Here is a 23673-nt window from a genome sequence, read left to right on the forward strand (position 1 = left end):
ACGCCCCTTTTCCAACATCGCTTTTCTCACACTTCTTTTTAAAAAATTCTACGTTACAAAATCAGTTATTTCTTTTGCAGCCCAACTCGCCTGTTCTCTATGAACCCAATGTGTTGCCGTATCGTGATACACAATTCGTAGGTCGGGAACGTACGCTGTTAAACCATTCAAGATACCTTCATCAAACGCATCATCTAAACGCCCCCATAATACCAATGTAGGTAAAGTGACGCGTAGAACCGGTACACGTAAGCGTGACAATTCTGTTTCAGGTGCGTGCTCATCGGGTGCCATTTGTGGCATTTCTCGGTAATAGTTCAGCATGGCTGACAATGTTGGAGTATTGCGCCAACTACGAAGTAGTCTTTGCCCGTAGCTATCTGGGCTAGCTTTATGATCTTTATTTTTGGGCATGGCGCCGTCAAACATAGCAGAGCCTAGCATCCCCTTAAGCAACGCAAAATCGGTTTGCTGTAAGACTACCTCTGCATCGTCTGCTACTAACGCTTTTATGTATTCACTTTTCTTACGTTGTGCGCTACTTGTTTTAAGCGCTTGGGTAAAGGTACTTGGGTGCGCTGCATTTAAAATCACTAGTTTATGAAACAAATCAGGTTGAAAAGCAGCTAACGGCCACGCTATCGCCCCACCCCAATCGTGACCCACTAGTATCGCTTTTCGACCTTGGCTAACTGTTTCAACAAATTCCTTCATACGAGCAACCAAGGAAGGAACTTGGTTATCGCTACTATCTGTCAATGGATCTGATTGATGGTAGCCCGGTAAATCAGGCGCAATAATATGATAATCAGCTGGCAAGACATTGATGAGCGCTTCCCATGTATGGGCATTCTCAGGGAATCCATGAAATAAGATAAGTAACGGGCTATTTGAGGTTTGCCCTTTTCTTTCTAGATAATATATACGGTGATCTTGAATAGAAATGGTGTGAGATGTTACTGCGTTTAGTGGCATACCTAGCCTTTCGCAAAACAGTAAAGATAAAAATGCCGAGCAGGTGCTCGGCACTTCATTACGTATCCTATTTACTCGATAGCAAACATGCTTTCTGGCATAGACATAAGGTTGTCTGAGCCTGAGTGCATGGCTGATACAAGTGAACGGGTGCGCGTTAGTAAGCGATCAAAATAGAAACCAGTGGTTAAGATTTTGCTCTTATAGAACTCGGTCTCAGTACTACCTGCATCAAGTTGTTCTTGTGCTTTAACAGCCATTTTCAACCAGAAGTAAGCGACTGTCACATAACCTGAGTACATTAGGTAATCTACCGACGCGGCACCAATCTCATCAGGATTAGAGGCTGCTGCTTTACCAATATCCATGGTAAGTTGCTGCCATTCATCTAAATGAGACGTTAATGCATTGGTCCACGCACTGAACTGGGCTTTACCGCGAAGCGATTCGCAATATTCACGCACTTCTTGCACAAATACATTAAGCAATTCGCCATTAGAGCCCATCACTTTGCGGCCTAATAAATCGATAGCTTGAATACCTGTAGTGCCTTCGTACATAGTACAAATACGCGTATCACGTGCTAACTGCTCCATGCCCCATTCTTTGATGAAACCATGGCCACCGTAAACTTGCATACCGTAGCTTGTGCTTTCTTGCGCTGTTTCTGTCAAGAAGGCTTTAACGATAGGTGTTAAGAAAGCAAGCTTGGTATCAGCCAGTTTCTTCTCTTGTGCATCATCACCGTAAAGGGTCACATCAACCAACTGCATGCAATAAGCTGCTAATGCACGGTTACCTTCTGCAAACGCTTTTTGCGTAAGTAGCATGCGGCGTACATCAGGGTGCACTATAATTGGATCTGCAGGGCCATCTTGGTTCTTACGACCCGTTAAAGAACGAAATTGAATACGATCTTTAGCATAACGCAATGCACCTTGGAAAGACGCTTCAGAAGCGGCTAAGCCTTCTAGGCCAGTACCGATTCGGGCAGTGTTCATAAAGGTGAACATGCAATTAAGACCACGGTTAGGCTGGCCAATCAAAAAGCCTTTCGCACCGTCAAAATTAATCACACAGGTGGCGCTAGCCTTAATACCCATTTTGTGTTCAATACTGCCGCACGCAACGCCGTTGCGATCTAGCTTTTCGCCTTCATCAGAAACGTTGAACTTAGGTACTACAAATAACGAAATACCTTTAGTGCCTTCTGGGGCACCAGGCAAACGCGCAAGCACAATATGAACGATATTTTCAGACATATCGTGCTCACCGGCTGAGATGAAAATCTTCGTTCCGGTTAAGCTATAGCTGCCATCGTCTTGCGGTTCTGCGCGACATTTAAGCATGCCCAAGTCAGAGCCACAGTGTGCTTCGGTTAAACACATGGTACCTGTCCATTCACCGCTGATAAGCTTTGGTAAATATTGGTTTTGTAGTGTTTCAGTACCGTGAGCTTTGATGGTTTCCATACACCCTTGGCTTAAGCCAGGGTACATAGCCCATGAGTGGTTAGCACCCGAGAACCATTCAGCAATAATAGATGACAATGAGTATGGCAATGCTTGACCACCAAACTCTTCAGGGTGAGACATACTTGGCCAGCCGCCTTCAACATATTGTTGATAAGCTTCTTTAAAGCCAGCAGGCGTAGTCACTTCACCGTCTACCCACTTACACCCTTCTTCGTCACCCGACATGTTGATGGGTGCTAGGCTGTTTTCAGAAAACTTAGCCGCTTCAGAGAAAATAGCTGATACTAAATCTTCTGAAGCTTCGTCAAAACCAAGCTTTTGATAATGTTCTTGATAGTTTAATAGCTCATGTGTAACAAACATGGCGTCGCGTTGTGGAGCTTTATAACCTTCCATACCAAATACCTATATAACTTCAAATAAACCAGCAGCACCCATACCGCCGCCAATACACATAGTACAAACAACGTATTTAGCACCACGTCGTTTGCCCTCGATTAATGCATGACCCACCATACGTGCGCCACTCATTCCGTAAGGGTGACCAATTGAAATTGCACCACCGTTTACGTTTAGTAATTCATCAGGAATACCCAGCTTGTCGCGGCAATAAAGCACTTGAACAGCAAAGGCTTCGTTAAGTTCCCACAAACCAATATCGTCCATGGTTAAGCCGTGTTGCTTTAACAATTTAGGAATAGCAAATACAGGGCCAATACCCATTTCATCAGGTTCACATCCAGCTACCGCAATACCACGGTAAATACCTAATGGTTGCGCTTGACCTTTAGCGGCAGATTGCTCATCCATAATGACGGTAGCACTAGCACCATCAGACAGTTGACTCGCATTACCCGCAGTAATACAACCGCCTTCAATCACAGGTTTCAGCGAACGCAAACCTTCAAGTTGAGTTTCAGGACGGTTACCTTCGTCTTTCGATAACGTCACTTCCTGCTCGCTTGTTTCACCAGTTTCTTTATTGAAAATGGCTTTAGTGGCCGTAATTGGCACAATTTCGTCGTCAAACTTGCCTGCTTCTTGGCCTGCCGCTGTGCGCATTTGGCTTTGATAAGCGTATTCATCTTGCACGTCACGGCTAATACCGTAGCGCTGTGCAACAACTTCAGCAGTTTGCAGCATAGGCATATAAATGTTCTTATGCTTTGCCACTAGTTGTGGGTCAACCGCGCGAGACATGTTCATGGCTTTGGTTTGAACCAAAGAAATAGAATCTAACCCACCCGCTACCATAATATTGGTGTCGCCAGTACGAATACTGTTTGCCGCATTGGCAATGGCATACATGCCAGAGCTACATTGTCTGTCTAACGTCATGCCAGCAACAGTCACCGGCAAATCGCCTGCTAATGCCGCTAAGCGACCTATGTTCATGCCGCCACTGCCTTGCGTTAGGGCTGCACCCATGATCACATCGTCGATACTGGCAGGATCAACACCTGCACGTTGTACCGCGTTGCGAATAGCATGACCACCTAATGTAGGGGCTGGTAAATTATTTAGTGCACCTTTATAGGCACGGCCAATAGGCGTTCTTGCGGTACTTACTATTACTGCATCGCGCATAGCGTACTCCTTAGTTTTTAAATTTTGCGAAGCTACTGCGCTCTTGCGCTAGCTTGATTAATAGGTCGCTTGGTTGTAACCACATTTTTCCGTAGTCACCCAATCTTTCAGCGTAGGTAGATAGCTTATCGACGATTTCCCCAAGGCCAACTTCATCGGCATACTGCATAGGACCGCCACGATAAACTGGGAAGCCATAACCATATACATAGATAACATCGATATCGCTAGACTTAGCCGCGATGCCTTCTTCAAGAATGCATGCGCCTTCGTTGATTAAGGTGTATAGGCAACGTACCAGAATTTCTTCATCGCTAATGTCATTGCGCTGGGCAACCCCTAGGCGAGCAGCTTCTTGTTTAGCAATTTCTAATACTTCAGGGTCTGGAATGGGAACACGGCTGCCAGCTTCATAAAGGTAAGCACCACGACCTGTTTTAAGACCGTTACGATCTTTCTCTACCAATCGGTCAGCCACTGCGCCGTAAGAAGGGTCATGTGAAATAAAGGCTTGGCGAGATTGGCGTACGTAGTAACCAATGTCTAACCCAGCCATGTCACCCATGGTAAATGGCCCCATAGGCATACCAAATTGTGTAAGCACGCGATCGACTTGCTCAGGGCTTGCGCCTTCAAGCAATAAACGGTTAGCTTCACGGCCATAAGGTTCAATCATCCGGTTGCCAACAAAACCAAAACATACGCCAACCAATACCGCTACTTTCTTAATGCGTTTGGCTAGTTTCATACAGGTTTTAATAACGTCAGCCGACGTATCTTCTGCTTTAACCACTTCAAGCAGCTTCATAACGTTGGCTGGCGAGAAGAAATGCAGACCGATAACATCTTGTGGACGTGAGGTACATGCGGCAATTTCGTTCACATCAAGGGTAGACGTGTTAGACGCTAAAATAGCCCCAGGCTTACAGACTTTATCTAAGGTAGTGAAAACGGTTTTCTTCACTTCCATTTTTTCAAATACAGCTTCAATAACAAGATCAACATCGGCTAAGTCGTCATACGTTGTGGTGCCGCTCAACAGCGCCATACGTGTTTCCACTTGCTCTTGGGTTAACTTGCCTTTTTTAGCTGAGTTTTCGTAGTTTTTACGAATAAGGGCCAAGCCTTTATCTAGCGCTTCTTGCTTAAGCTCTAGCATAGTGACTGGAATACCCGCATTCGCGAAGTTCATGGCGATACCGCCACCCATGGTGCCAGCACCAATAACCGCAACTTTCTCTATACTGCGCTCTGGTGTGCTCTTGTCGAAATCACTCACGTGACCCGCGGCTCGCTCGGCAAAGAAGAAATGTTGTTGTGCGCGGGCTTGAGGGGTGTTCATGCATTCCATGAACAATTTCCCTTCGTGTTTAAGTCCATCACTAAAAGCTAATGTATAAGCACCTTTTACTGCTTCAATACATTTTAATGGTGCAAAAAATCCACGAGCTGCTTTTTTCGTTTGTGCCGTAACGGCGTCAAATACGCCCTGCACTTCTTCAGACATTGTCAGCGTAATATCACTAGTACGTTTAATACCGTTTTCAGCATTTAATGAACCAAGATACTGCTTAGTGTCTTCAAGCAGATGTTCAGGTTTATCAGAAATTTTATCGAACACACCTGAAAGCTTCACTACCGAGGTAGGTTTACCCGTAACTATCATCGTTAAAGCGGTAGCAGGATCAGCTAAGCGCGGTAAACGTTGTGTTCCACCCGCGCCTGGCAATATGCCTAAGTTAACTTCTGGAAGTCCAACTTGATTACCCGCAAAGGTAATTCTGTGATGACACGCTAATGCGACTTCTAAACCGCCACCAAACGCAGGACCAGGCAATACTGCTACTACTGGCTTGGTTGCATTTTCAATTTTGTCGAGTACTTCAGGAAGGTTCGGCGATAAATCGCCACCGGAGAATTCACTAATATCAGCGCCGCCCGAAAATAGGGCGAGAGAAGAAGTGATTACAATAGCACTAACACTGTCGTCGCTTAATGCGCTTTCAATGCCATCTATTAGACCAACTCGTACTGCACGAGAAAGTGCGTTGACTGGGGCACTTTGCATAGTGATTGTTGCTACGCCCTGTTGGACTGTGTAGCCCACTGCCTTGTTTTCCATCTCTGTCATAACGGTATCCTGTTATTCACGTTAACCGGATGTTATTGCAGTGTTGTCAATCATCCAAGTTTATTGGTGTTATAGACATTCATCACAATATTTAATATGGACAGCAACCCCTTTATTTGTGCCCGACTCCCCTTGAGCGCTTATTCGATAGGGTATAAGGAAGATTTGACAGATTACCTCACTAGTGTTTTTGTTAACTGACACAATAATTAGTTACATATAATTTACATTTGAGGTTGGCAAGTATGCAAGTCTTAAAAACCCCTGAAAGTGCATTCTCTTCTATTACCGACTTTCCCTATAAGCCGAGGTACGTAAACGTTACCGACACGGTGAGCGGCGAAATAGCCATGGCTTATTATCAGTGCGGTCCTGAAGATGGCCACACTATTCTTCTTTTGCACGGTGAGCCTTCATGGGGCTACCTATATCGCAGCATGATTCCGATATTGGCAGATGCAGGTTTTAATGTATTAGTTCCCGACCTTATCGGCTTTGGCCGTTCAGATAAGCCCACCAGGCGGGAAGATTACACTTATGCCCGTCATCTTATTTGGCTGAAAGACTGGTTTAATCAAACCATTGAAGGAAAAGTCACCCTCTTTTGTCAGGATTGGGGCGGATTACTCGGTTTAAGGCTGGTTGCTGACATGCCAGACCGCTTTGCTGGCGTCATGGCTTCTAATACCTTTTTACCTACCGGTGAGCAGAAGCCCCCTGAGGCATTTTTGAACTGGCGTCGCTTCTCGCAAGATGTTCCTGTATTTCCTGTATCAGGTGTGATTAAAGGCGGAACCGTATCTACACTTTCTCAAGAAACATTAGATGCTTACGACGCCCCTTTCCCTTCTGAAGAATATAAAGAAGGGGCCAGACAATTTCCGTTATTAGTGCCTGCCACACCCGACGATCCCCAAACCCAAGCAAACCGAGATGCGTGGGAAAGGTTAAAACAATTTAATACGCCATTTATGACCGCATTCAGTGACAGCGACCCAGTAACCGCTGGCGGCGACAAGCTGATGCAGTCTTTGATACCTGGCTGCCGTGGCGTGCAGCACACCACAGTAGTGAAAGGCGGACATTTCGTACAAGAAGATAAAGGCCCTGAATTGGCCGATCTTCTAATCACTTTTATTAATGCAACTGGACAAGCTTAAGGAACCACCATGGATTCATTGTTAGATTTTAGCGACAAAGTGATATTGATCACCGGCGCGGGCAGCGGTTTTGGCCGCTTATTAGCAGAAGGCTTAGGGAGTCGAGGTGCCAAATTGGTACTATCAGATATTAATGAAGAAAATTTAGCGTCATGTCGCGCTGACGTTGCAAGCTATACTGATGTGGTAGCGAAAGCAGGCGATATTGCCAGCGAAGAATTAAACAAAGCCTTGGTAGAATTGGCAAAAGACAAGTTTGGTCGTTTAGATATCGCCATTAACAATGCGGGCATTGCCCATGTGCCTGCCCCTATGCATGAAATGACCGAAGAGATAATAGACCTTCAGTTTGCTGTGAACGTAAAAGGCGTGATGTTTGGCATGAAGTATCAATTGCCGCAAATGTTATCGCAGAAGCAAGGGCATATATTAAATGTGAGCTCCCTTGCCGGTTTAGGCGGCGCACCTAAAGGTGGCGCATATGCCGCTGCTAAACATGCGGTTGCAGGCGTGACTCGAACTGCAGCTGTTGAATATGGCCGTAAGAATGTACGTGTAAATGCAGTGTGCCCTTTTTATAGCCCTACCAACATTTTAAATGTGGATGGTTACAACACCAAAGAAGCACAAGCTCAACTTGGTATGGGAAGCCCAATGAAACGCTTGGGCGAACCTCAAGAAATTGTGAATGCCATGATCCTTATGTTGTCACCAGGTAATAGCTACATGAATGGGCAAACTGTTGCGGTAGATGGCGGCGTGACTGCATGGTAAGCACTTGGCAGATGCTTATACCTGGTTTAGATGGGCATCCAAAAGTATAAGTTTTCATACCTTAGTATGTATGGTGATGTTTTGTTTTAGTGCGACTTTAGTTGTAATGAAGGGGAACAAACAAAACCTTCGGACGAAGCGACTTGTTAGTCGCTTCTGACTTTTTACCTAACCAACCTGTGCGCTAAGAAACTAAACGCTAAGAGTACTTATGAAAATGACATTAAGACACTTCATTACTATGAGCAGCATTGTAGTTGGTTTAGGCCTATCTTCGAACGGTTTAGCTAACGAGTTATCAACGCAATACGCAACGTCTTCTTCAGCACAAACATCTGGGTTTCAACTTGCAAACCCTACGCAGAATTCACCCGTTACCGTTAAGAAAGTACGAAGCCAATCTTCTTCTTTTGCGCTTAAACGTTTGATTTCTGTTTCAACACAAAAGCCATCTGCGTCTAACGCTACGCGCTTACTTCATACTGCATTACCACAAGGCATAGTTGTAGCCCAGTAATTGCCAGTCAATGCTCGTAAGCCCATAATTATTAGCATGCCGGTAAGCAATCGCCGCTCTGCTTCTAAATTGACCAACCTGCTTTTGCCCCCAGATTATTCAAGCCAATTAGCATGTGCTTCTTATAGGCAATAGCTAAATACATTGCTGATATAAACGCCGTTTCTTATCTACACTTATCTGTATTTATCTACATTTGGCCGCCTATAATCACCCTCATTAGTATGCCACAATACGGCTAAAAGTCAGTTAGACATTGGTTGGAGAAACGCATGGACGTTGACCATATTAAAGTATTTATTCCCAGTAAAGATTACGAAGTATCGAAAAGGTTTTACAGACAAATCGGCTTTAAAGGTGAATTTGTTTCCGATGAATTAACCCTATTTGAAAATGGCGATTGCCAATTCTTTTTACAGGATTTCTATCAGGAAGATTTAGCAAAAAACTTCATGCTGCAGATTTGTGTGCAGGATATTGAAGCGGCACATTCATTATGTGAAAAAGCCACCAATAAACTCAAGATATCAGACGTTTCAATGGAAGCATGGGGAAAGGTATTTTATCTTTGGGGCCCTAGCGGCGAACTATTGCATATCACTGAGCTTCGTCAATTTTAGGCAATAAAAAAGCATGGCACGAAATGGAAGCTCTATCGAATCGTAGGCCATGCCTTTTTGTTTTATTAATTAGTGCCTTTCAGGCTGCGCTTTTAAACGGCCCTGGTTTAAAACTCATTTTAAAACCCTACGGCGTAATAACCATTTTGCCTTTTACTTCGCGGTTCATCACTTTAGCCATGGCTTCGGTAGCACGCTCCATGGGTAAGGCTTCATCTACCACGACTTTCACTTTACCTTGCACATACCAGGTTAAAAGCTCTTGCATGTTAGCAGCAAAGCCTTTCGGATCGTGCTGCGTGAATGAACCCCAGAATACACCCACTACCGAATAGCCTTTCACTAACGATAAGTTCACAGGGAATTGAGGGATTTCACCACCCGCAAAACCGACTACGAGCAAACGCCCTTCCCACGCCATACTGCGGCTACAGGCGTGAAACGTATCGCCACCAACACATTCGTAAACCACATCAGCGCCTTTGCCGTCTGTGGCTTCTTTAATGGCATCTTTTAGGTTCTTTTCTTTGTAGTTAATAAGTATATCTGCGCCATGCTCTTTGGCTAGCGCAAGCTTTTCTTTGGTAGAACAAACGGCGATTACCGTTGCCCCCATTTCTTTACCTATTTGCACTGCCGCTAAGCCAGTACCACCAGCCGCGCCTGTTACCACAAGGGTTTCACCCGGTTGAATTTTGGCTCGCTGTTTTAAAGCATGGTGGGCAGTAGCATGCGCAGTCACTAGTGCTGCACCTTCTTTTACATCGATAGGATCGGGTAATGGCATAACATGAGTAGCAGGCACCAACACTTTCTCGGCAAAGCCACCTAGATTAGACAATGCAATAACGCGCTGCCCTACACTGATATGTTTTACGCCTTCTCCCACTTCGACGACCACACCAGCCACTTCATTTCCTGGCACGAATGGGCATGGCGGTTTCATTTGATATAAACCTTGTACCAGTAACCCATCAGGGAAATTTACACCAGCCGCTTCTACATTCACGACTACGTGACCTGGCTTAATTACTGGGTCGTCGATTTCTTTGCATTTTAAATCGTCTATTGGCCCAAATGCTTCACATACAATCGCTTTCATAGCCACTCCTTATCATTCGTTTCTTTGCTTACCGCTCGTTTATTAACGGGCGACAAGTTGTTCATTAGCGCCTAAGTAATCCAACTCGCGCCTTTTTAATAGCACCGCGAGTGAGCACAATCACCATCCGTATGGCGTTCAAGCGCATTTCAAAGCAAATAAGGTCTACAACCGTATTCGGTCGTCTACCCGTTTTGATGAATTGTTTTATTCGCAATTTGTGCCAGAGGACGCACCATAGCGCCTAATTGCATCGCCTTGTCACTTGATGCATTCCCATCATGAGCCCGTTTTACAACCCCTTGCAGGATGGCTGCTAAACGGAAAAAACTAAACGCGAGGTAAAACGTCCAGTTTTCTATTTTGTCGATGCCCCGTCGTTTGCAATAAGCATCTACGTATTCTTCTTCACTAGGAATTCCTAATGCGTCCCTGTCTAACCCGCCTAAACCGGAAGCGTGGGCAATGTCACTCGGTAAACGCAATTGCATGCATTGATACGCTAAATCAGCATACGGATGCCCTAAGGTAGACAGTTCCCAATCAAGTACCGCAATTACTTTAGGTGCATCAAGGTTAGACATATCAAACATCATATTATCTAACCTAAAATCACCGTGAACTAAGGCTATCTGCCCATCGTCTTCAGGCAAATTTTCTTCTAAATAGGTAATCAATTGTTCGATGTCTTCAACGTGTTCTAGCTCAGACGCACGGTATTGCTGCGTCCAGCGGCTTAACTGACGTGAAAAGTAACTCCCGGGTTTGCCGTAACTCGTTAACCCAGCGGCTTCAATATCAACACTGTGCATTACTGCCAACACGCGGTTCATTTCATCGTACATGGCACCACGGGTTTTTGGGCTATCGACTTCCGGTAAGGCGCTGTTCCAATAAATGGTACCTTCGACGTAGGCCATAATGTAAAACATACTGCCAATGATGTCGGCATCTTCACACAGGTGATAAACCTTAGGCACAGGTACTTCTGTATTACTGAGTGCATTAATCACGCGGTACTCGCGATCAACCGCATGGGCAGACTTAAGCAGTTTCCCCGGCGGTTGGCGACGCAGCACATAAACGCCAGAATCAGCATTTAATTTAAACGTAGGGTTAGATTGCCCACCAGAGAATTTCTCTGCCGACAATACCGTGCCTATTTCTGGGCACGCCTTATTTAAGTAGCGATTTAACGTGTCTATCTCTAGCGTGTGCGTAGCCACAGATACTCCTTAAGCGTTCTTTTCGGCAATAAGATTGCGACCCAATTGCATCATGTGCACTTGATCTGGGCCATCTGCTAAACGAATGGTTCTGGCATACGCGTACATGGCTGACAAGGCGTAGTCTTGACTTGTACCCGCAGCACCGTGCATTTGAATAGCTTCATCAATAACCTTACACGCCATTTTAGGTGCAACAATTTTTATAGCGGCAATAATATCGCGAGAGACTTTATTGCCGTATCTGTCCATTTTATCGGCGGCTTTAAGTGTTAATAAGCGAGCTTGCTCAATGTCACAGTGCATTTGCGCAATACTTTCTCGCACTGATTGCTGTTTGCTAAGTGGCTTACCAAACGCTTCACGCTGTTCTACTCGCTCGCAGGCTAAATCTAGGGCGCGCTGCGCACAGCCTATTAGACGCATGCAGTGATGAATACGACCTGGCCCTAAGCGACCTTGTGCAATTTCAAAACCTCGGCCTTCACCCAGTAATAAATTACTTACCGGAACGCGCACGTTATCGAACAATACTTCCGCATGCCCTACTGGTTCATCAAAATAGCCCATTGCAGCCATCGGGCGCACAATAGTGACCCCCTTAGTATCCATTGGCACTAAAATTTGCGACTGTTGTTGATGGCGAGCAGCTTCAAAGTCAGTTTTGCCCATGACCACCATGATTTTGCAATTTTCGTTCATTGCACCACTGGTGTACCATTTGCGCCCGTTGATTACGTATTCGTCGCCTTCACGGGTAATTGAGGTTTCAATGTTAGTCGCATCACTTGAAGCAACTGCTGGCTCGGTCATGGCAAATGCCGAACGAATTTCGCCATTAAGCAGCGGCTCTAGCCATTGTTTTTTCTGCTCTTCATTTCCGTACTTTGCCAATACTTCCATGTTGCCTGTATCTGGCGCGCTACAATTGAAAATTTCTGAGCTAAACAACACGCGCCCCATCTCTTCACACAAAGGGGCGTACTCAGCATTTGATAACCCAGCGCCATAAGGTTTGTATTCCTCTGGCAAGAATAGGTTCCAAAGGCCCGCGTCTTTAGCGCGTTGTTTAAGGGTTTGCATCATATCGGGGGTTTGCCAACGGTTTTCACCATTTTCTACCGCGTGAACATAATCCTTTTCAATTGGATACACTTCTTCTTGCATGAAGGCTCTTAATTTCGTTAAAAGCGTTTGTGTTCTTTCATTATATTCAAAGTTCATAACTGTCCTTATCCGCTGATAGCGCTGTTTAGCTGTATGTCACAGCGTGTAATCTATCCACAACATCTAAATGTGGTACGCTGTTGAAATTATTCAAATGCACGCCGCGAGTATTCGCGAAGCACTGAGAAAAACTCGCATTTCTAATCTGCAAATTCATGTTAATAACCGTTGGGGCGTCGTATCCGAGTATGTGTTTTAGCATCATGGCAATAGCACCACCTGAACTCACCACTAGCACTCGCTTAGCCTCTGTGCTTTGAAGCGCGCTTAGCATGGTGGCAACCCTGTCTTCGAAGCCTGCCCAACTTTCATCCAATAGGTTATGGTCCAATTCATTGGCTGCCCATGCCAGCATGGCTTTTTTAAGCAAGCGATAATATTCAGCGCGAGACGCACCTTCGGGGACATTTTGATCTGGGTATCGGGTTAAAAATGCCGTTGCCACAGCTTGGAAATTAAATTCGTTCAGTTCACTGTTGATATTTGCTTGGGGTAAAGAACCTGCCCCCTTTGCAATACCTTCGGCAGTCTCTCTGTGGCGCACCATGTCCCCCATAAAAACACTATCAAAAGTAATATCGCGCTGTTTGAAATAGTGCCCAAGCCACTCGGACTGTTGTGCGCCTAAGTCGCTGAGCTTGTCGTAGTTTGCTGCGCCAAAAGATGCTTGCCCGTGGCGTACTAGGTAGATGTCAGTCATACTACTCTCTGATGTTATCAATATGTTAACCATGGTAAGAAAAGTAGCACCATAAGTTTAATTGATATTTTGAATGGGAATACATCATGTTAGGCTATGGGGAAATCAGGCGAGTACACACGCCTAATGTCGTTAAAACGGTTCGTTTTCGGATTATTTCTACCATTGTTATAACGACATAAAATTACTGCAACACTAGGTTGTTACGTTCTTTTTTGCATAATGATGCAAAGCGTAAAATTACTGCTAAGGTTCTAGCTGTAGTCAAACGACGCTATTCGTTTGAAATGGGTTAGATGTTAGGTAAAAATAAAAATGAAAAAATTGCTGCCCAAGCACACACTTGTCGCACTAGGTGTCTCACTAAGTATTGCGGCGAGTTGCACATCTTCACTTGCTTACAGCCAAGATAGCGCCTTAGAGCACATTACTGTTCAGGCACAAAAAACGGCACAAAATTTACAGGAAGTCCCTGTTGCGGTGACCGCCCTTTCCGGCGACGATTTAATTGAAACCGTAGTGAAAGACGTTTTTGATTTACAAAACTATGTACCGGCTTTTGGTGCTTTTCAAAATCAAAGCGTGACTAATTCAGGGTTTTCTATTCGCGGTATTGGCACATCATCACAAAACTTCGGTTTCGAATCTTCTGTGGGTTTATATGTGGATGGGGTTTATCGTTCACGGCAAAATGCCCTTATCAACGACTTAGTCGATATTGCCGCTATTGAAGTATTGCGCGGCCCCCAAGGCACTTTGTTTGGTAAAAATACTGCGGCGGGTGCAATGACACTTACCTCTGTGGCGCCAAGTCATACTGATACCGATGGGTTTGTAGAAGTACTGGCGGGCAATGATTCATTATTGAGAGTAAGCGCTGGCGCTTCGTTCTCATTGATTGATGATGTATTAGCCATGCGAATTTCAGGCTTTAAAACCGATGGAGATGGCTACATTACCGATGCCACTTCTGGGCAAAGTTTAAATAATAAAAATCGCTCGGCGGTAAAGGCCCAGTGGCTTTATACACCAACAGAGAACTTAAGCGTTCGTATTATTGCCGATTACGGTGAGTTAAATGAACGCTGTTGCGGTGCACTTACTTGGCGAAATAATTTTCAGGCAAATGAAATCTCTGGCAAGTTTGGCACCGATGCGGTGCTTTCTCAGCCCCCCTTTAACGCCACGATTTACAGTACGAAAGATTTCTACGACTTCACCACGTCGTTGTCTCAACCACCTCTTTCAAAAATGGAAGATAAAGGTGTATCGGCTCAAATTGATGTGGCCCTTAATGCACAATGGTCTTTAGTGGGTATTACGGCTTATCGTGCTTTTGACAGCATAGATATTGTAGATACTGATTTTTCAGATGCAGATCTGTTAACCGCCACTAACGATGCAAAACAACAATCTTTCTCTCAAGAATTAAGACTGCATTATAAAAGCGACAAAATTCGTGGTCTTGTGGGTGCATATTATTTCAGCCAAAATTTAGATTTAACCTTTAACACCACGACACAGTCGGAATTCGATAGCTTCTTTAGCATTGCAGGTGCCCAATTACTTCCCTTGGCAAATGCGATTGATGGGCTCAGCGCAGCTACAGGCGGGCTAATCGCCCCTTCTGGTGTGGCAGCACCAAGCAATACCGTATTTATGCATACAGCAAATCAAGAACAAGATAGCATTGCTCTTTTTGCCCAAGCTGACTGGTTACTTTCTGATTCACTTACCTTAACAACTGGCCTGCGTTTTACCGATGAAAAGAAGTCGATAGATGGGAGGTATACCGAGCAAGGCCCTGGCATTGATGGCTTAAACGGCGACCCCGAAAGTAGACCGAATATAGGTGCTGCGGTGACAGCGTTGAATGATATTGGCGCAGCGCTTATTACGGGTACTGCAATTAGTCCAACGTCACTAAATGACCTAGCCCCTTTTCAGCAACCAGGATGGGGGTATTTCTTCTTGGGATCATCCGCGGTGCTCCCTCGCCCTGACTTAAACGAAGAAATAGATGATAGCCAGTTAACGGGCACAGTAAAGCTTGCTTATCAGCCAAATAAAAACCAGCTAATTTATGCCAGCTTGGCCACAGGTTATAAGGCAGGCGGTACTAATACCGATCGTATTTTACCGTCTTTGGATGCCACTTTTGAAGCCGAAAAGGCCCGCAGTGCAGAAATAGGCTTAAAACAGGATTGGCCTGAATATGGTGTGCGGGTAAATGTTGCGGCACATTATTCAACTATTAAAGATTTTCAAGCTACCACTTTTACTGGCACGGGGTTTAACCTACAAAACGCAGGCGACATTCATGTTAAAGGACTGGAGCTTGAAACTACTTGGTTGATAAGCGCAAATACAGAACTTCAGCTTAATGCATCACGTACGTTAGCCAATTTTGATACTTTCAAACAGGGTACATGTTGGGTGGCCTATTCATGGCATACAGGTATTGACGATCCGGGCAGAGCGTCACCTTCCGACCCATATTGCGCACGAGACGGTGACAGAGTGGGTTTCGAACCTCAAAACAGCTTTTCAGTTCTGCTAAACCATCATTTTTCAGTGGCGAGTTACGACGCCACGATAAGTGCAGACTATCAATACACGGGCGATGTATATTTGGATGATTCGAACGACCCGTATAAACAGTCTGGTTCATACGAGATTATTAACGCTCGACTTGCACTTCATCTTGATGAATGGGACAGCGAAGTCATTGTATGGGCTCGAAATCTTTTAGATGAAGAATATATCGCCCGAAGCGGTTTTGATGTGCCAGTGCAAGAAGGAAAAATTATGGCTTACGCTGGCGCACCTCGCACCTTTGGAGTGTCGGTAAGAAAGCGCTTCTGACGTTAGCCTTTACTAAGTTAAAGCGTTTCGAACATTAAAAAAAGCCCCATGTACTCTTTCACTTTGGGGCTGCCGATTTATTGAACTGTCGACTTGTAGAGCTGTGTATATTGACCGCGAGTTGCACACTACTGCTGTAATGATGGTAGCTTTTGAGCTAGCACCGCATGGCACTGAGCGATAATCGACAACGCGATACTTTCAGGTAAATCGCCGCCAATATCAAACCCAGCTGGGCTAGCAAAGAAGCCCTGAAAATCACTTTCTGTCACCCCAGCTAGCGCAAACATTTCTTCTTTACGATGAATGGGCCCCAACATGGCCACGTACTTCAGCGGGTGCCGACTTAACGTTGCTAAGGCTTTGCTGTCTATTTGACGGTGATGGGACATCAGCACCGCTGCATCAACATTATGCTCTGCGATATGTAAATTGAGTGCGTCGGCTTCCGTAGACTCGACTATAAAGTTTGCATCGGTAAAGTGCTCTACCCTTGCCTGTGCTGGCCTAGGATCCCACACACTCACCGACCATCCTTGCTGTACCGCCATCTTCACCACAAAGGTTGCATCGTATCCACCGCCAATAATAAGTATGTGTGGAGGCGGTTGACAATGCACTGTTAAAAAGCGCTTTCCGTTTTGGGTATCCAGTGACGCAGCCACTTTTTTAGCTGCAGCCTTTACCAGAGGAGTAGTGTCAGCCAGTTCACTTGAACCCGTAGGTTGGGCGCCGCAAATGCTAACAGAAGACGAAAGCTCGCCATTAATTTCTTGCTTCCATAAACAAGCATTCCCGCTTACCAAATGAGAATAAACCGTATGTAACTGCAAATAATGATTATCGCTATTTACGGGCAGCAGCGCTAAATGCACAACCCCGCCACAGCCTACACCTAACTTAAAGGCAATGTCTTCTTCGTCATTGTCATCATAAACCGCAGTGCGATACTTACCATCTTGCATTACCCGCTGGGCTTGCTTGTTAATATCTGATTCAAGACAACCCCCACTTAACACACCAAGCTGGTGCCCTGCGTCGCTGAACAACATCACCGCCCCGGCTTTTCTGTAACAAGAGCCTTCCGTTTTATAAATAAGCCCCAGCACCCACTGGTGGGAATCCTTTCGCGGATACCACTGGGCTAAAAGGTGTATTAGCTGGTTACTCATTGCTCGGTTGATGCTTGCATAATAAACTGCGCTAAAGTATCTGGGTCCTGTGCGCCTGCAACACCGCTATTGCCAATCACAAAAGTAGGCACACTTTGAATACCGCGCTGCAACCATAAGTTCTCATGCTCTCGAACTACATCTGCGTAGGTTTGATTGGCCAGAATTTCACGTACCTCTTGCTCGTTTAACCCTACAGACACCGCTTCGTTTGCCAACACGTCAACATCGTTCACGTTCTTTCTTTCACTGAAATAAGCGGCAAACAAGCGTAATTTTAGTGCTTCTTGCTTACCTTTTTCCCCTGCGAAGTGCAGTACTTGGTGTGCATTGAAAGTATTGGCCATGCGCATGCCGTCGAAGTAGTCAAACTCAAAGCCGACTGATGCACCTGCATCAATAAGTTGTTGTCGGTTTTGATCACTCTGTGCCGGAGTAAGCCCGTATTTTTCAATTATGTGTTCACGAACGTCTTGGCCTTTTTGCGGCATATTCGGATTAAGTTCAAATGGATGGAATTGAATAGTTACTTCTATATCGTCTAGTTGAGCGATGGCTTTTTGTAGACGTTCGTAACCTATAATGCACCAAGGGCAAACCACATCTGACACCATATCTATTGTTACTTTTTTCATTGCACCTCCAGCGCGAAGCCGTTAAATATTGTTGGTTTTTCAACACCTACTAAATGAATAATGCATTGTAGGGGTGAACCTTCCAGCTTCAACCAACATGGCTATTTTTACCGACCAATTCATCAAGTTCTTCGTTAACTAACTTCACAACAGCGTTAGACCACAATTGATAGCCTGCAACTTGTGGATGAAAACCGTCTTCGGCCATGTAATTGTGTGTGTTGTTTGATTGGCTGTTATCTATTGGATTTAGCGTTAGGGTAAGTACGTTAACCCCATGATAATTGTTCACCAGCTTTAGCAAGGCGGCATTAAGGTACTTCGCTTTTTGCCCTAATACCCACCGTAATGGTTGAGGTAGTGCGGGAAATTCGTGCATAGGAGGCAGCGCAGTAAATACAATAAACCGGCACTGGAATCGTGCTTTTAGTATTTCAATTATTTGCTTTAGGTTGCAACGCCACTTCCGCAAAGAAGTAAAACCCGTAATATCATTTACCCCTATTGAAATCACCGCCACGTCAAACGCTCCACATTCAAGAGGCGTGTCGAAGTCATGAGTAGAAGTAAGTATTGAGGGCGGTGTTGATTTAGAATCAACAGTAGGTTCAGAGTTTGGTTTAGCCCGCTGCAACATAGATAACAAATCAGTACTGTTAACTCCTGCCTTGGCCTTTAACTCCCAATTAATGCAGTAGTTTGTTGATAAGCTTTCCACTAGCCAGCCAGACAGTGCTTGTTTTTGGTTAGATACTCCCACACCAGCGGCGGCGGAATCTCCTACAATTAGTAACGCTAAGGAAGGTTTGGATTGTGCATGGCCTTTAAGATCTGCTTTGCTGTCGACCTTGTTAACGCACTGGCAACGGCCCACTCTACTACCCGTAGGTTCCGGTAATTTGAGCGTTTTTTTCCTTACCCGCAAGCCTTGCAATAGCAAAATTGGAAAACTGACTATAATGAGTATGTTTAAGAGCAAAACCTTGAACGAGATCAATAAACACCTTACTAGTTTGCATTACTATCAATGATGAAATGGATTTAACACGAAAGAAAGACACCGTGTATGTGAGTCTTTCGCTACTTTACTAGCAAACTAAGCAGAAGATAACTATGAATTCGCCAATTGAACAGGCCACAAGTACAATAACAAAGTATGCACAACAGGCGCCACGTTACACTTCTTACCCTACTGCACTTAAATTTGAGGCGGTGAATGATGGCTTATTAGAGAGCGCATCTGAAAACTGCGGTGCCGATACAATAAGCTTGTATATCCACATCCCTTTCTGCGAAGAGCTTTGCTATTACTGTGGCTGCAATAAAATAGTGACTCGCCACAACGAAAAAGCCGACCATTACCTTAGCTATATTGAAAAAGAGATGGTAGCGAAAAAGTCGCTATATAAAGATAAGAAAGTAGTAGCGCTTCATTTAGGTGGAGGTTCTCCTAGCTTCCTTTCAGCAACACAACATACCTATTTAATGTATTTGATTAAGAAACACTTTCTTATTTCCAGCGATGCAGAGTTTTCGATTGAGTTAGATCCCAGAAATGTGACTTTTGAATACTTAGAAGATTTAAATGAATTAGGTTACACCCGCGTTAGCTTCGGTGTGCAAGATATTAATGTGGATGTTCAGCAGTCTATCAATCGTGTTCAAAGTACGGCTCATATTGCCAAATTAGTATTCGATGCAAAAAACATAGGCTATACCTCGGTTAATTTAGACTTGATTTATGGTTTACCAAAACAAACTATGGAAAAGTTTCGCACCACGGTAGTGGCGGTAAAAGCCATGTCACCCGACCGAATTTCTCTTTTTAGTTATGCACATTTACCCGATAGATTCGCAGCCCAGCGTAAAATACCGCTAGATACCCTACCCACCCCTGATGAAAAAGCGGCACTGCACCAAATGGCAGTAGAAAGCTTTACTAAAACAGGTTTTGAGATGATTGGTTTAGATCACTTCGCTAAACCCAGTGATACTCTAGCCATGGCTAAGCACAACCACGTATTGCACCGAAACTTTCAAGGTTACACTACCCATAAAAACAGTGACTTACTTGGTTTAGGTGTATCGGCTATTAGTACAATAGGTAATGCATATGGTCAGAACCCTAAGCAACTCAAAGACTATTACAACCGGTTGGATAACGACTTACCACTAACCGCCAATGGCATTGCGTTAAGCTTAGACGATCGCATTCGCCGAGATGTGATCATGTCTTTAATGTGTAATTTGTATTTAGACAAAAAAGACATTGAAGATAAATACAATATTAACTTCAATGGCTATTTCTGTATTGAATTAACAAGCCTTAAATCCTTAATGGCCGACGGTATTATTGAGCTTAGCGACCGATATATTAGTGTTCCAGATACGTCTCGCATTTACATAAGAGCAATATGTGCAAGGTTTGATGCTTACCTAAATAAAGATCACCATATCTCGCGCTATTCTGCTGCAATTTAGGAAGTGGGAATTTAGATCGCAAGGATTTGAATCGCGAGAATGTTGGTCGCGGGAATGTAGGCAGTGAGAATAAAGAGAACAGGAATTTAGCCTGCAGCATTTAGCTTGTAGAAATACCAAACGCTGGGCTTTAAAACACGCTGCACATCTACTGAAGCTTGAACCTGGCCATCACGGATAAACCAGGTTCAAGTTTCAACCTTTCAATCGACAAAGTACTTACTCTGGCATATAGCGTTTGAGCACCGTGGGATAGCATCACGATTGCGGTTTGAAGTTGCTGGCTGTTAGATTGTGGGTTGTTATATTGCAGTGTTTCAGGATAATAAATTTTCACCACCTCGCACGGTAGCGCATTCAAAATACTACTAGAGGGCACATTCACTTGTGTATTGGTATCAATACTCACTTCACTGGCAAAAACGGCTATTTTTCCTCGCGCTTGACGCGGGTTCGAGTCTAGCCCTTGTTCAGTGTTGTTATTGGTATTCCGTTCGTTATCACTTTGTACGGTCGCTTTAGCGTACAATATATTGCCGCTTACGTTTAAACGAGTAAACGGATGAGGAAAATCATCCGAGTGTGGAATTATCTCACCTTCTAATATGGCACAGGGGTTTTCTACGCTTCCTTGGCTGGCGATTTTCGCCATAACGTAAGCTACTGAGCCCGCCGCGTCTACCGCCCCATCTTCAACCGATATTAGCCCATCACAAAATAGGGCTAAGTCTTGAACATCGTGAGACACCATGATTAATTTTATATTTAAGCGCCCACAGGTTTTTACTAAAAATCGTAAGATTTTACTGCGTAACGTTGCATCTAATGCGCTTAACGACTCATCAAGCATTAGCACATCTGGCCCATTAACCAGTGCTCGCGCTAACGCCACCCGCTGCGCTTCGCCACCTGAAAGGCTATCTATTGATTTATGCAACAGGTGTTCGCACTCACACCCAGCGAGGGCATGCTCTACCGCTAACGCTTTGCTCCCTGCATGACGCTGTGCCAGTGCTAAATTGCCTTTTACGTTTACATGAGGAAATAGCATTGGTTGTTGGAATACTAAGCCCACTCGCACGGGGGCAAGCGCGTTTTTTGCGTTACATGCGCTTATCGCGTTTACCGTCTTTGTAGCTGAACCCGCTTTAGCGGTAGCTATTGATTTAGCGCCTTCACCAAACCAATTAACACTTACCGTCGCTTCTGGCTCGAACCCAGCTAGCGCACGAAGCAAACTGCTTTTGCCGGCACCTGATGGCCCGGTAATACCCACAACCAGCATGGAGTCTGGCAACACGGCTTTCGCACTAATGCGGTTTACTAACGAGATATTGAACTCCAAGCTTGCCCTCCTTTTCCATTAAAGCGATACAGCAGCGTAAGCAGCAAAAATGAAAACAACAGTAGCCCAAACGAAAGTGCATGTGCTTGACCATACTCTAAGGCTTCAACATGCTCATACAACGCTATTGAAAGCACTTGGGTTTCACCTGGAATATTGCCTCCAATCATTAGCACTACACCAAATTCACCTATGGTATGGGCAAAGCTAAGGCCGAAAGCCACTATAAACGGCGCTTTGCACAAGGGAAGTATGATGCGAAAAAACGTCTCAATTTTGCCAAAACCTAATGAATGCGCCACTTCAACATACCGTTTATCGAGTTGAGTAAAGCCGCTATACAGCGGCTGTAGTGCAAAGGGTAACGAGTAAATAAAGGAGCCTATCACTAAGCCTTCAAAACTAAACGCAAGTTGATGGCCGGTGAGCCATTGCCACCCTTCCCCTACTGGGCTTTGCGGCGAAAAGGCCACCAACAGGTAAAACCCAAGCACTGTGGGCGGAAGTACCAAGGGTAATGCAAGCACCGACATAAACACGGGTTTTAATTTATGCTGCCAAGTAGCTAACTTCCATGCCAAAGGAGTAACCAATAACATTAAAAGCAGACTGGTTAAAAAAGCCAATTTTAGGGTTAAGCCTACTGCGGCAAAAGCGCTACTCTCTAGCATTTACGGTAAGCCCCTAGTGTCACTGTTGTTTACTTCCTTGTTCTCCCTAATACGCGAATCTACACTAATCGGAAGTGAATCATTAGCGGGTTGATAACCCCAATTGGGTAAGTTTTCCTGTACTTCTAGTGACAATAAATAACGAGCAAATGCTGACGCTGCGGCTTTTCTATCGGCGGCAGCGGTAACCGCAAGGCTTTGTAATATGGGCTGATGCAGGGTATCGGGAATGAGTAATGCCGCGGCAGCACGACCACTAGTATTACGCCCGCCAGCCTCATTAATTTGCTTATCCGTCAGTGTAAGTGAGTATGCCACCAAGGCATAGTCGGCGTTACCTGTAGTAAAAAACTGATAGGTTTGAAGTACGTTTTTCCCCATCACAATATGCGGGGAAACAATGTTCCATTGATTGGTATTAACAAGATACTGTTTTGCTGCGTTGCCATAAGGAGCAAGTTTAGGGTTTGCGATGGCCAGCTTTTTCCCAGCCAAGGAAGCAGCGGTAAAATTAGGCGTTGAAGCAGTGGTATTCGATGACAGAAAGGCCAGCCTGCCTTTAGCATAAACATGCACATCTTCAGCGTTAACACGCCCAGCCTCTACCAGCGCATTTGGCCTAGCAGTATCGGCAGAGAGGAATACATCGAACTGTGCACCATGAGTAAGCTGCGCAAATAGGGTGCCACTGGAAGAAACGGTAACACTAACTTCCTGCCCGCTTTTCTTAAAATAATCACTGGCGATATTACGTAAGGGCTTGGCAAAATTTGCGGCTACTGCTACCTGTAATGGCGAAGACAAGATGGGCACTGCTTTGCCATAATTAGCGGAATCATTATCCGAATCAAGATACGTGTTTGATACTGCCGCATTGCACGCAAAGCTCAGAGTAAAAAAGACAACAGACAGAAACGTACCCGCGCTGACTTTAGGTTTACCTACTCGCGTGCTTAAACACGCGGGTATTATTCTTGAACAAGTAAGTATCTTTGCGCCAACCGCCATTT

The 23673-nt window shown here is 44.8% G+C and carries 20 protein-coding genes; 6 read left to right on the plus strand and 14 right to left on the minus strand.

Features of this window, described 5'->3' with window-relative positions:
• Positions 1 to 48 precede the first annotated feature (48 nt).
• The 4 genes from AV939_RS02805 to AV939_RS02820 all read right to left on the minus strand — a co-directional run bounded on the left by AV939_RS02805 (position 49) and on the right by AV939_RS02820 (position 6168).
• Positions 49 to 975 carry an alpha/beta fold hydrolase gene (locus AV939_RS02805; protein WP_061997027.1) on the minus strand — a complete coding sequence of 309 codons (927 nt, stop codon included), beginning with the start codon at positions 973 to 975 and terminating at the stop codon, positions 49 to 51.
• A 71-nt stretch (positions 976 to 1046) separates the two neighbouring features.
• Positions 1047 to 2846, minus strand: coding sequence for an acyl-CoA dehydrogenase C-terminal domain-containing protein (locus AV939_RS02810; protein WP_057791416.1), 1800 nt, complete (start codon positions 2844 to 2846; stop codon positions 1047 to 1049).
• 9 nt (positions 2847 to 2855) lie between these two features.
• On the minus strand, positions 2856 to 4037 hold the full coding sequence (locus tag AV939_RS02815; RefSeq protein WP_061997029.1) for an acetyl-CoA C-acyltransferase: 1182 nt from the start codon (positions 4035 to 4037) through the stop codon (positions 2856 to 2858).
• A 10-nt stretch (positions 4038 to 4047) separates the two neighbouring features.
• The gene (locus AV939_RS02820) at positions 4048 to 6168 is read right to left on the minus strand and encodes a 3-hydroxyacyl-CoA dehydrogenase NAD-binding domain-containing protein (RefSeq protein WP_061997031.1); all 2121 of its coding nucleotides are present in this window, start codon (positions 6166 to 6168) and stop codon (positions 4048 to 4050) included.
• A gap of 245 nt (positions 6169 to 6413) precedes the next feature.
• On the opposite strand from AV939_RS02820, the gene AV939_RS02825 reads away from it, so the two are divergent.
• The 4 genes from AV939_RS02825 to AV939_RS02840 all read left to right on the plus strand — a co-directional run bounded on the left by AV939_RS02825 (position 6414) and on the right by AV939_RS02840 (position 9239).
• The gene (locus AV939_RS02825; RefSeq protein ID WP_061997033.1) at positions 6414 to 7328 is read left to right on the plus strand and encodes a haloalkane dehalogenase; all 915 of its coding nucleotides are present in this window, start codon (positions 6414 to 6416) and stop codon (positions 7326 to 7328) included.
• Between the two features lie 9 nt (positions 7329 to 7337).
• The gene (locus tag AV939_RS02830; protein ID WP_057791408.1) at positions 7338 to 8102 is read left to right on the plus strand and encodes an SDR family NAD(P)-dependent oxidoreductase; all 765 of its coding nucleotides are present in this window, start codon (positions 7338 to 7340) and stop codon (positions 8100 to 8102) included.
• Positions 8103 to 8313: 211 nt separating this feature from the next.
• On the plus strand, positions 8314 to 8619 hold the full coding sequence (locus tag AV939_RS02835) for a hypothetical protein (protein ID WP_057791406.1): 306 nt from the start codon (positions 8314 to 8316) through the stop codon (positions 8617 to 8619).
• 272 nt (positions 8620 to 8891) lie between these two features.
• Positions 8892 to 9239: a lactoylglutathione lyase gene (locus tag AV939_RS02840; RefSeq protein WP_061997036.1), complete on the plus strand. Its 348-nt coding sequence runs from the start codon at positions 8892 to 8894 to the stop codon at positions 9237 to 9239.
• 127 nt (positions 9240 to 9366) lie between these two features.
• Here AV939_RS02840 and AV939_RS02845 read toward each other — a convergent pair whose 3' ends face one another.
• The 4 genes from AV939_RS02845 to AV939_RS02860 form a co-directional block, all read right to left on the minus strand.
• A complete protein-coding gene (locus AV939_RS02845; protein WP_061997038.1) occupies positions 9367 to 10341 on the minus strand; it encodes an NADPH:quinone oxidoreductase family protein in 975 nt (324 codons plus the stop codon).
• A 185-nt stretch (positions 10342 to 10526) separates the two neighbouring features.
• A complete protein-coding gene (locus AV939_RS02850) occupies positions 10527 to 11567 on the minus strand; it encodes a phosphotransferase family protein (RefSeq protein ID WP_061997040.1) in 1041 nt (346 codons plus the stop codon).
• 9 nt (positions 11568 to 11576) lie between these two features.
• On the minus strand, positions 11577 to 12791 hold the full coding sequence (locus tag AV939_RS02855) for an acyl-CoA dehydrogenase family protein (RefSeq protein ID WP_061997042.1): 1215 nt from the start codon (positions 12789 to 12791) through the stop codon (positions 11577 to 11579).
• 28 nt (positions 12792 to 12819) lie between these two features.
• The gene (locus AV939_RS02860) at positions 12820 to 13494 is read right to left on the minus strand and encodes a histidine phosphatase family protein (RefSeq protein ID WP_061997044.1); all 675 of its coding nucleotides are present in this window, start codon (positions 13492 to 13494) and stop codon (positions 12820 to 12822) included.
• 315 nt (positions 13495 to 13809) lie between these two features.
• Here AV939_RS02860 and AV939_RS02865 point away from each other — a divergent pair, with 315 nt between their 5' ends.
• Positions 13810 to 16359: a TonB-dependent receptor gene (locus AV939_RS02865; protein WP_061997046.1), complete on the plus strand. Its 2550-nt coding sequence runs from the start codon at positions 13810 to 13812 to the stop codon at positions 16357 to 16359.
• Positions 16360 to 16487: 128 nt separating this feature from the next.
• Here AV939_RS02865 and AV939_RS02870 read toward each other — a convergent pair whose 3' ends face one another.
• From AV939_RS02870 to AV939_RS02880, 3 genes are all read right to left on the minus strand, one after another.
• Entirely contained in the window at positions 16488 to 17531 is a 1044-nt protein-coding gene (locus AV939_RS02870) for an XdhC family protein (RefSeq protein WP_061997047.1), read from the minus strand.
• Positions 17528 to 18166, minus strand: coding sequence for a DsbA family oxidoreductase (locus AV939_RS02875; protein WP_061997049.1), 639 nt, complete (start codon positions 18164 to 18166; stop codon positions 17528 to 17530). Before AV939_RS02875 ends, AV939_RS02870 begins: the two co-directional genes overlap by 4 nt.
• A gap of 88 nt (positions 18167 to 18254) precedes the next feature.
• Positions 18255 to 19040 carry an SGNH/GDSL hydrolase family protein gene (locus AV939_RS02880; protein ID WP_061997051.1) on the minus strand — a complete coding sequence of 262 codons (786 nt, stop codon included), beginning with the start codon at positions 19038 to 19040 and terminating at the stop codon, positions 18255 to 18257.
• Positions 19041 to 19279: 239 nt separating this feature from the next.
• Here AV939_RS02880 and hemN point away from each other — a divergent pair, with 239 nt between their 5' ends.
• Complete coding sequence (gene hemN, locus AV939_RS02885) at positions 19280 to 20647, plus strand: oxygen-independent coproporphyrinogen III oxidase (RefSeq protein ID WP_063456973.1); 1368 nt, start codon at positions 19280 to 19282, stop codon at positions 20645 to 20647.
• Between the two features lie 148 nt (positions 20648 to 20795).
• Here hemN and AV939_RS02890 read toward each other — a convergent pair whose 3' ends face one another.
• Genes AV939_RS02890 through modA form a run of 3 tightly spaced genes read right to left on the minus strand, consistent with a single transcriptional unit; the run spans position 20796 to position 23671 of the window.
• A complete protein-coding gene (locus tag AV939_RS02890; protein ID WP_061997055.1) occupies positions 20796 to 21992 on the minus strand; it encodes an ATP-binding cassette domain-containing protein in 1197 nt (398 codons plus the stop codon).
• A complete protein-coding gene (modB, locus tag AV939_RS02895; protein ID WP_061997057.1) occupies positions 21971 to 22663 on the minus strand; it encodes a molybdate ABC transporter permease subunit in 693 nt (230 codons plus the stop codon). The genes AV939_RS02890 and modB overlap by 22 nt, the downstream gene beginning before the upstream one ends.
• Positions 22664 to 23671, minus strand: a complete 1008-nt coding sequence (modA, locus tag AV939_RS02900; RefSeq protein WP_061997059.1) for a molybdate ABC transporter substrate-binding protein — start codon at positions 23669 to 23671, stop codon at positions 22664 to 22666.
• Between the last annotated feature and the right edge of the window lie 2 nt (positions 23672 to 23673).

The organism is Alteromonas sp. Mac1, from assembly GCF_001562125.1.
Classification (GTDB): domain Bacteria; phylum Pseudomonadota; class Gammaproteobacteria; order Enterobacterales; family Alteromonadaceae; genus Alteromonas; species Alteromonas stellipolaris.

Coding starts and splice junctions, on each gene's coding strand:
- AV939_RS02840 (WP_061997036.1), top strand. CDS start 8,892: ATGGACGTTGACCATATTAAAGTATTTATTCCCAGTAAAGATTACGAA.
- AV939_RS02820 (WP_061997031.1), bottom strand. CDS start 6,168: ATGACAGAGATGGAAAACAAGGCAGTGGGCTACACAGTCCAACAGGGC.
- modB (WP_061997057.1), bottom strand. CDS start 22,663: ATGCTAGAGAGTAGCGCTTTTGCCGCAGTAGGCTTAACCCTAAAATTG.
- modA (WP_061997059.1), bottom strand. CDS start 23,671: ATGGCGGTTGGCGCAAAGATACTTACTTGTTCAAGAATAATACCCGCG.
- hemN (WP_063456973.1), top strand. CDS start 19,280: ATGAATTCGCCAATTGAACAGGCCACAAGTACAATAACAAAGTATGCA.
- AV939_RS02870 (WP_061997047.1), bottom strand. CDS start 17,531: ATGAGTAACCAGCTAATACACCTTTTAGCCCAGTGGTATCCGCGAAAG.
- AV939_RS02805 (WP_061997027.1), bottom strand. CDS start 975: ATGCCACTAAACGCAGTAACATCTCACACCATTTCTATTCAAGATCAC.
- AV939_RS02835 (WP_057791406.1), top strand. CDS start 8,314: ATGAAAATGACATTAAGACACTTCATTACTATGAGCAGCATTGTAGTT.
- AV939_RS02860 (WP_061997044.1), bottom strand. CDS start 13,494: ATGACTGACATCTACCTAGTACGCCACGGGCAAGCATCTTTTGGCGCA.
- AV939_RS02830 (WP_057791408.1), top strand. CDS start 7,338: ATGGATTCATTGTTAGATTTTAGCGACAAAGTGATATTGATCACCGGC.
- AV939_RS02810 (WP_057791416.1), bottom strand. CDS start 2,846: ATGGAAGGTTATAAAGCTCCACAACGCGACGCCATGTTTGTTACACAT.
- AV939_RS02855 (WP_061997042.1), bottom strand. CDS start 12,791: ATGAACTTTGAATATAATGAAAGAACACAAACGCTTTTAACGAAATTA.
- AV939_RS02845 (WP_061997038.1), bottom strand. CDS start 10,341: ATGAAAGCGATTGTATGTGAAGCATTTGGGCCAATAGACGATTTAAAA.
- AV939_RS02825 (WP_061997033.1), top strand. CDS start 6,414: ATGCAAGTCTTAAAAACCCCTGAAAGTGCATTCTCTTCTATTACCGAC.
- AV939_RS02875 (WP_061997049.1), bottom strand. CDS start 18,166: ATGAAAAAAGTAACAATAGATATGGTGTCAGATGTGGTTTGCCCTTGG.
- AV939_RS02865 (WP_061997046.1), top strand. CDS start 13,810: ATGAAAAAATTGCTGCCCAAGCACACACTTGTCGCACTAGGTGTCTCA.
- AV939_RS02815 (WP_061997029.1), bottom strand. CDS start 4,037: ATGCGCGATGCAGTAATAGTAAGTACCGCAAGAACGCCTATTGGCCGT.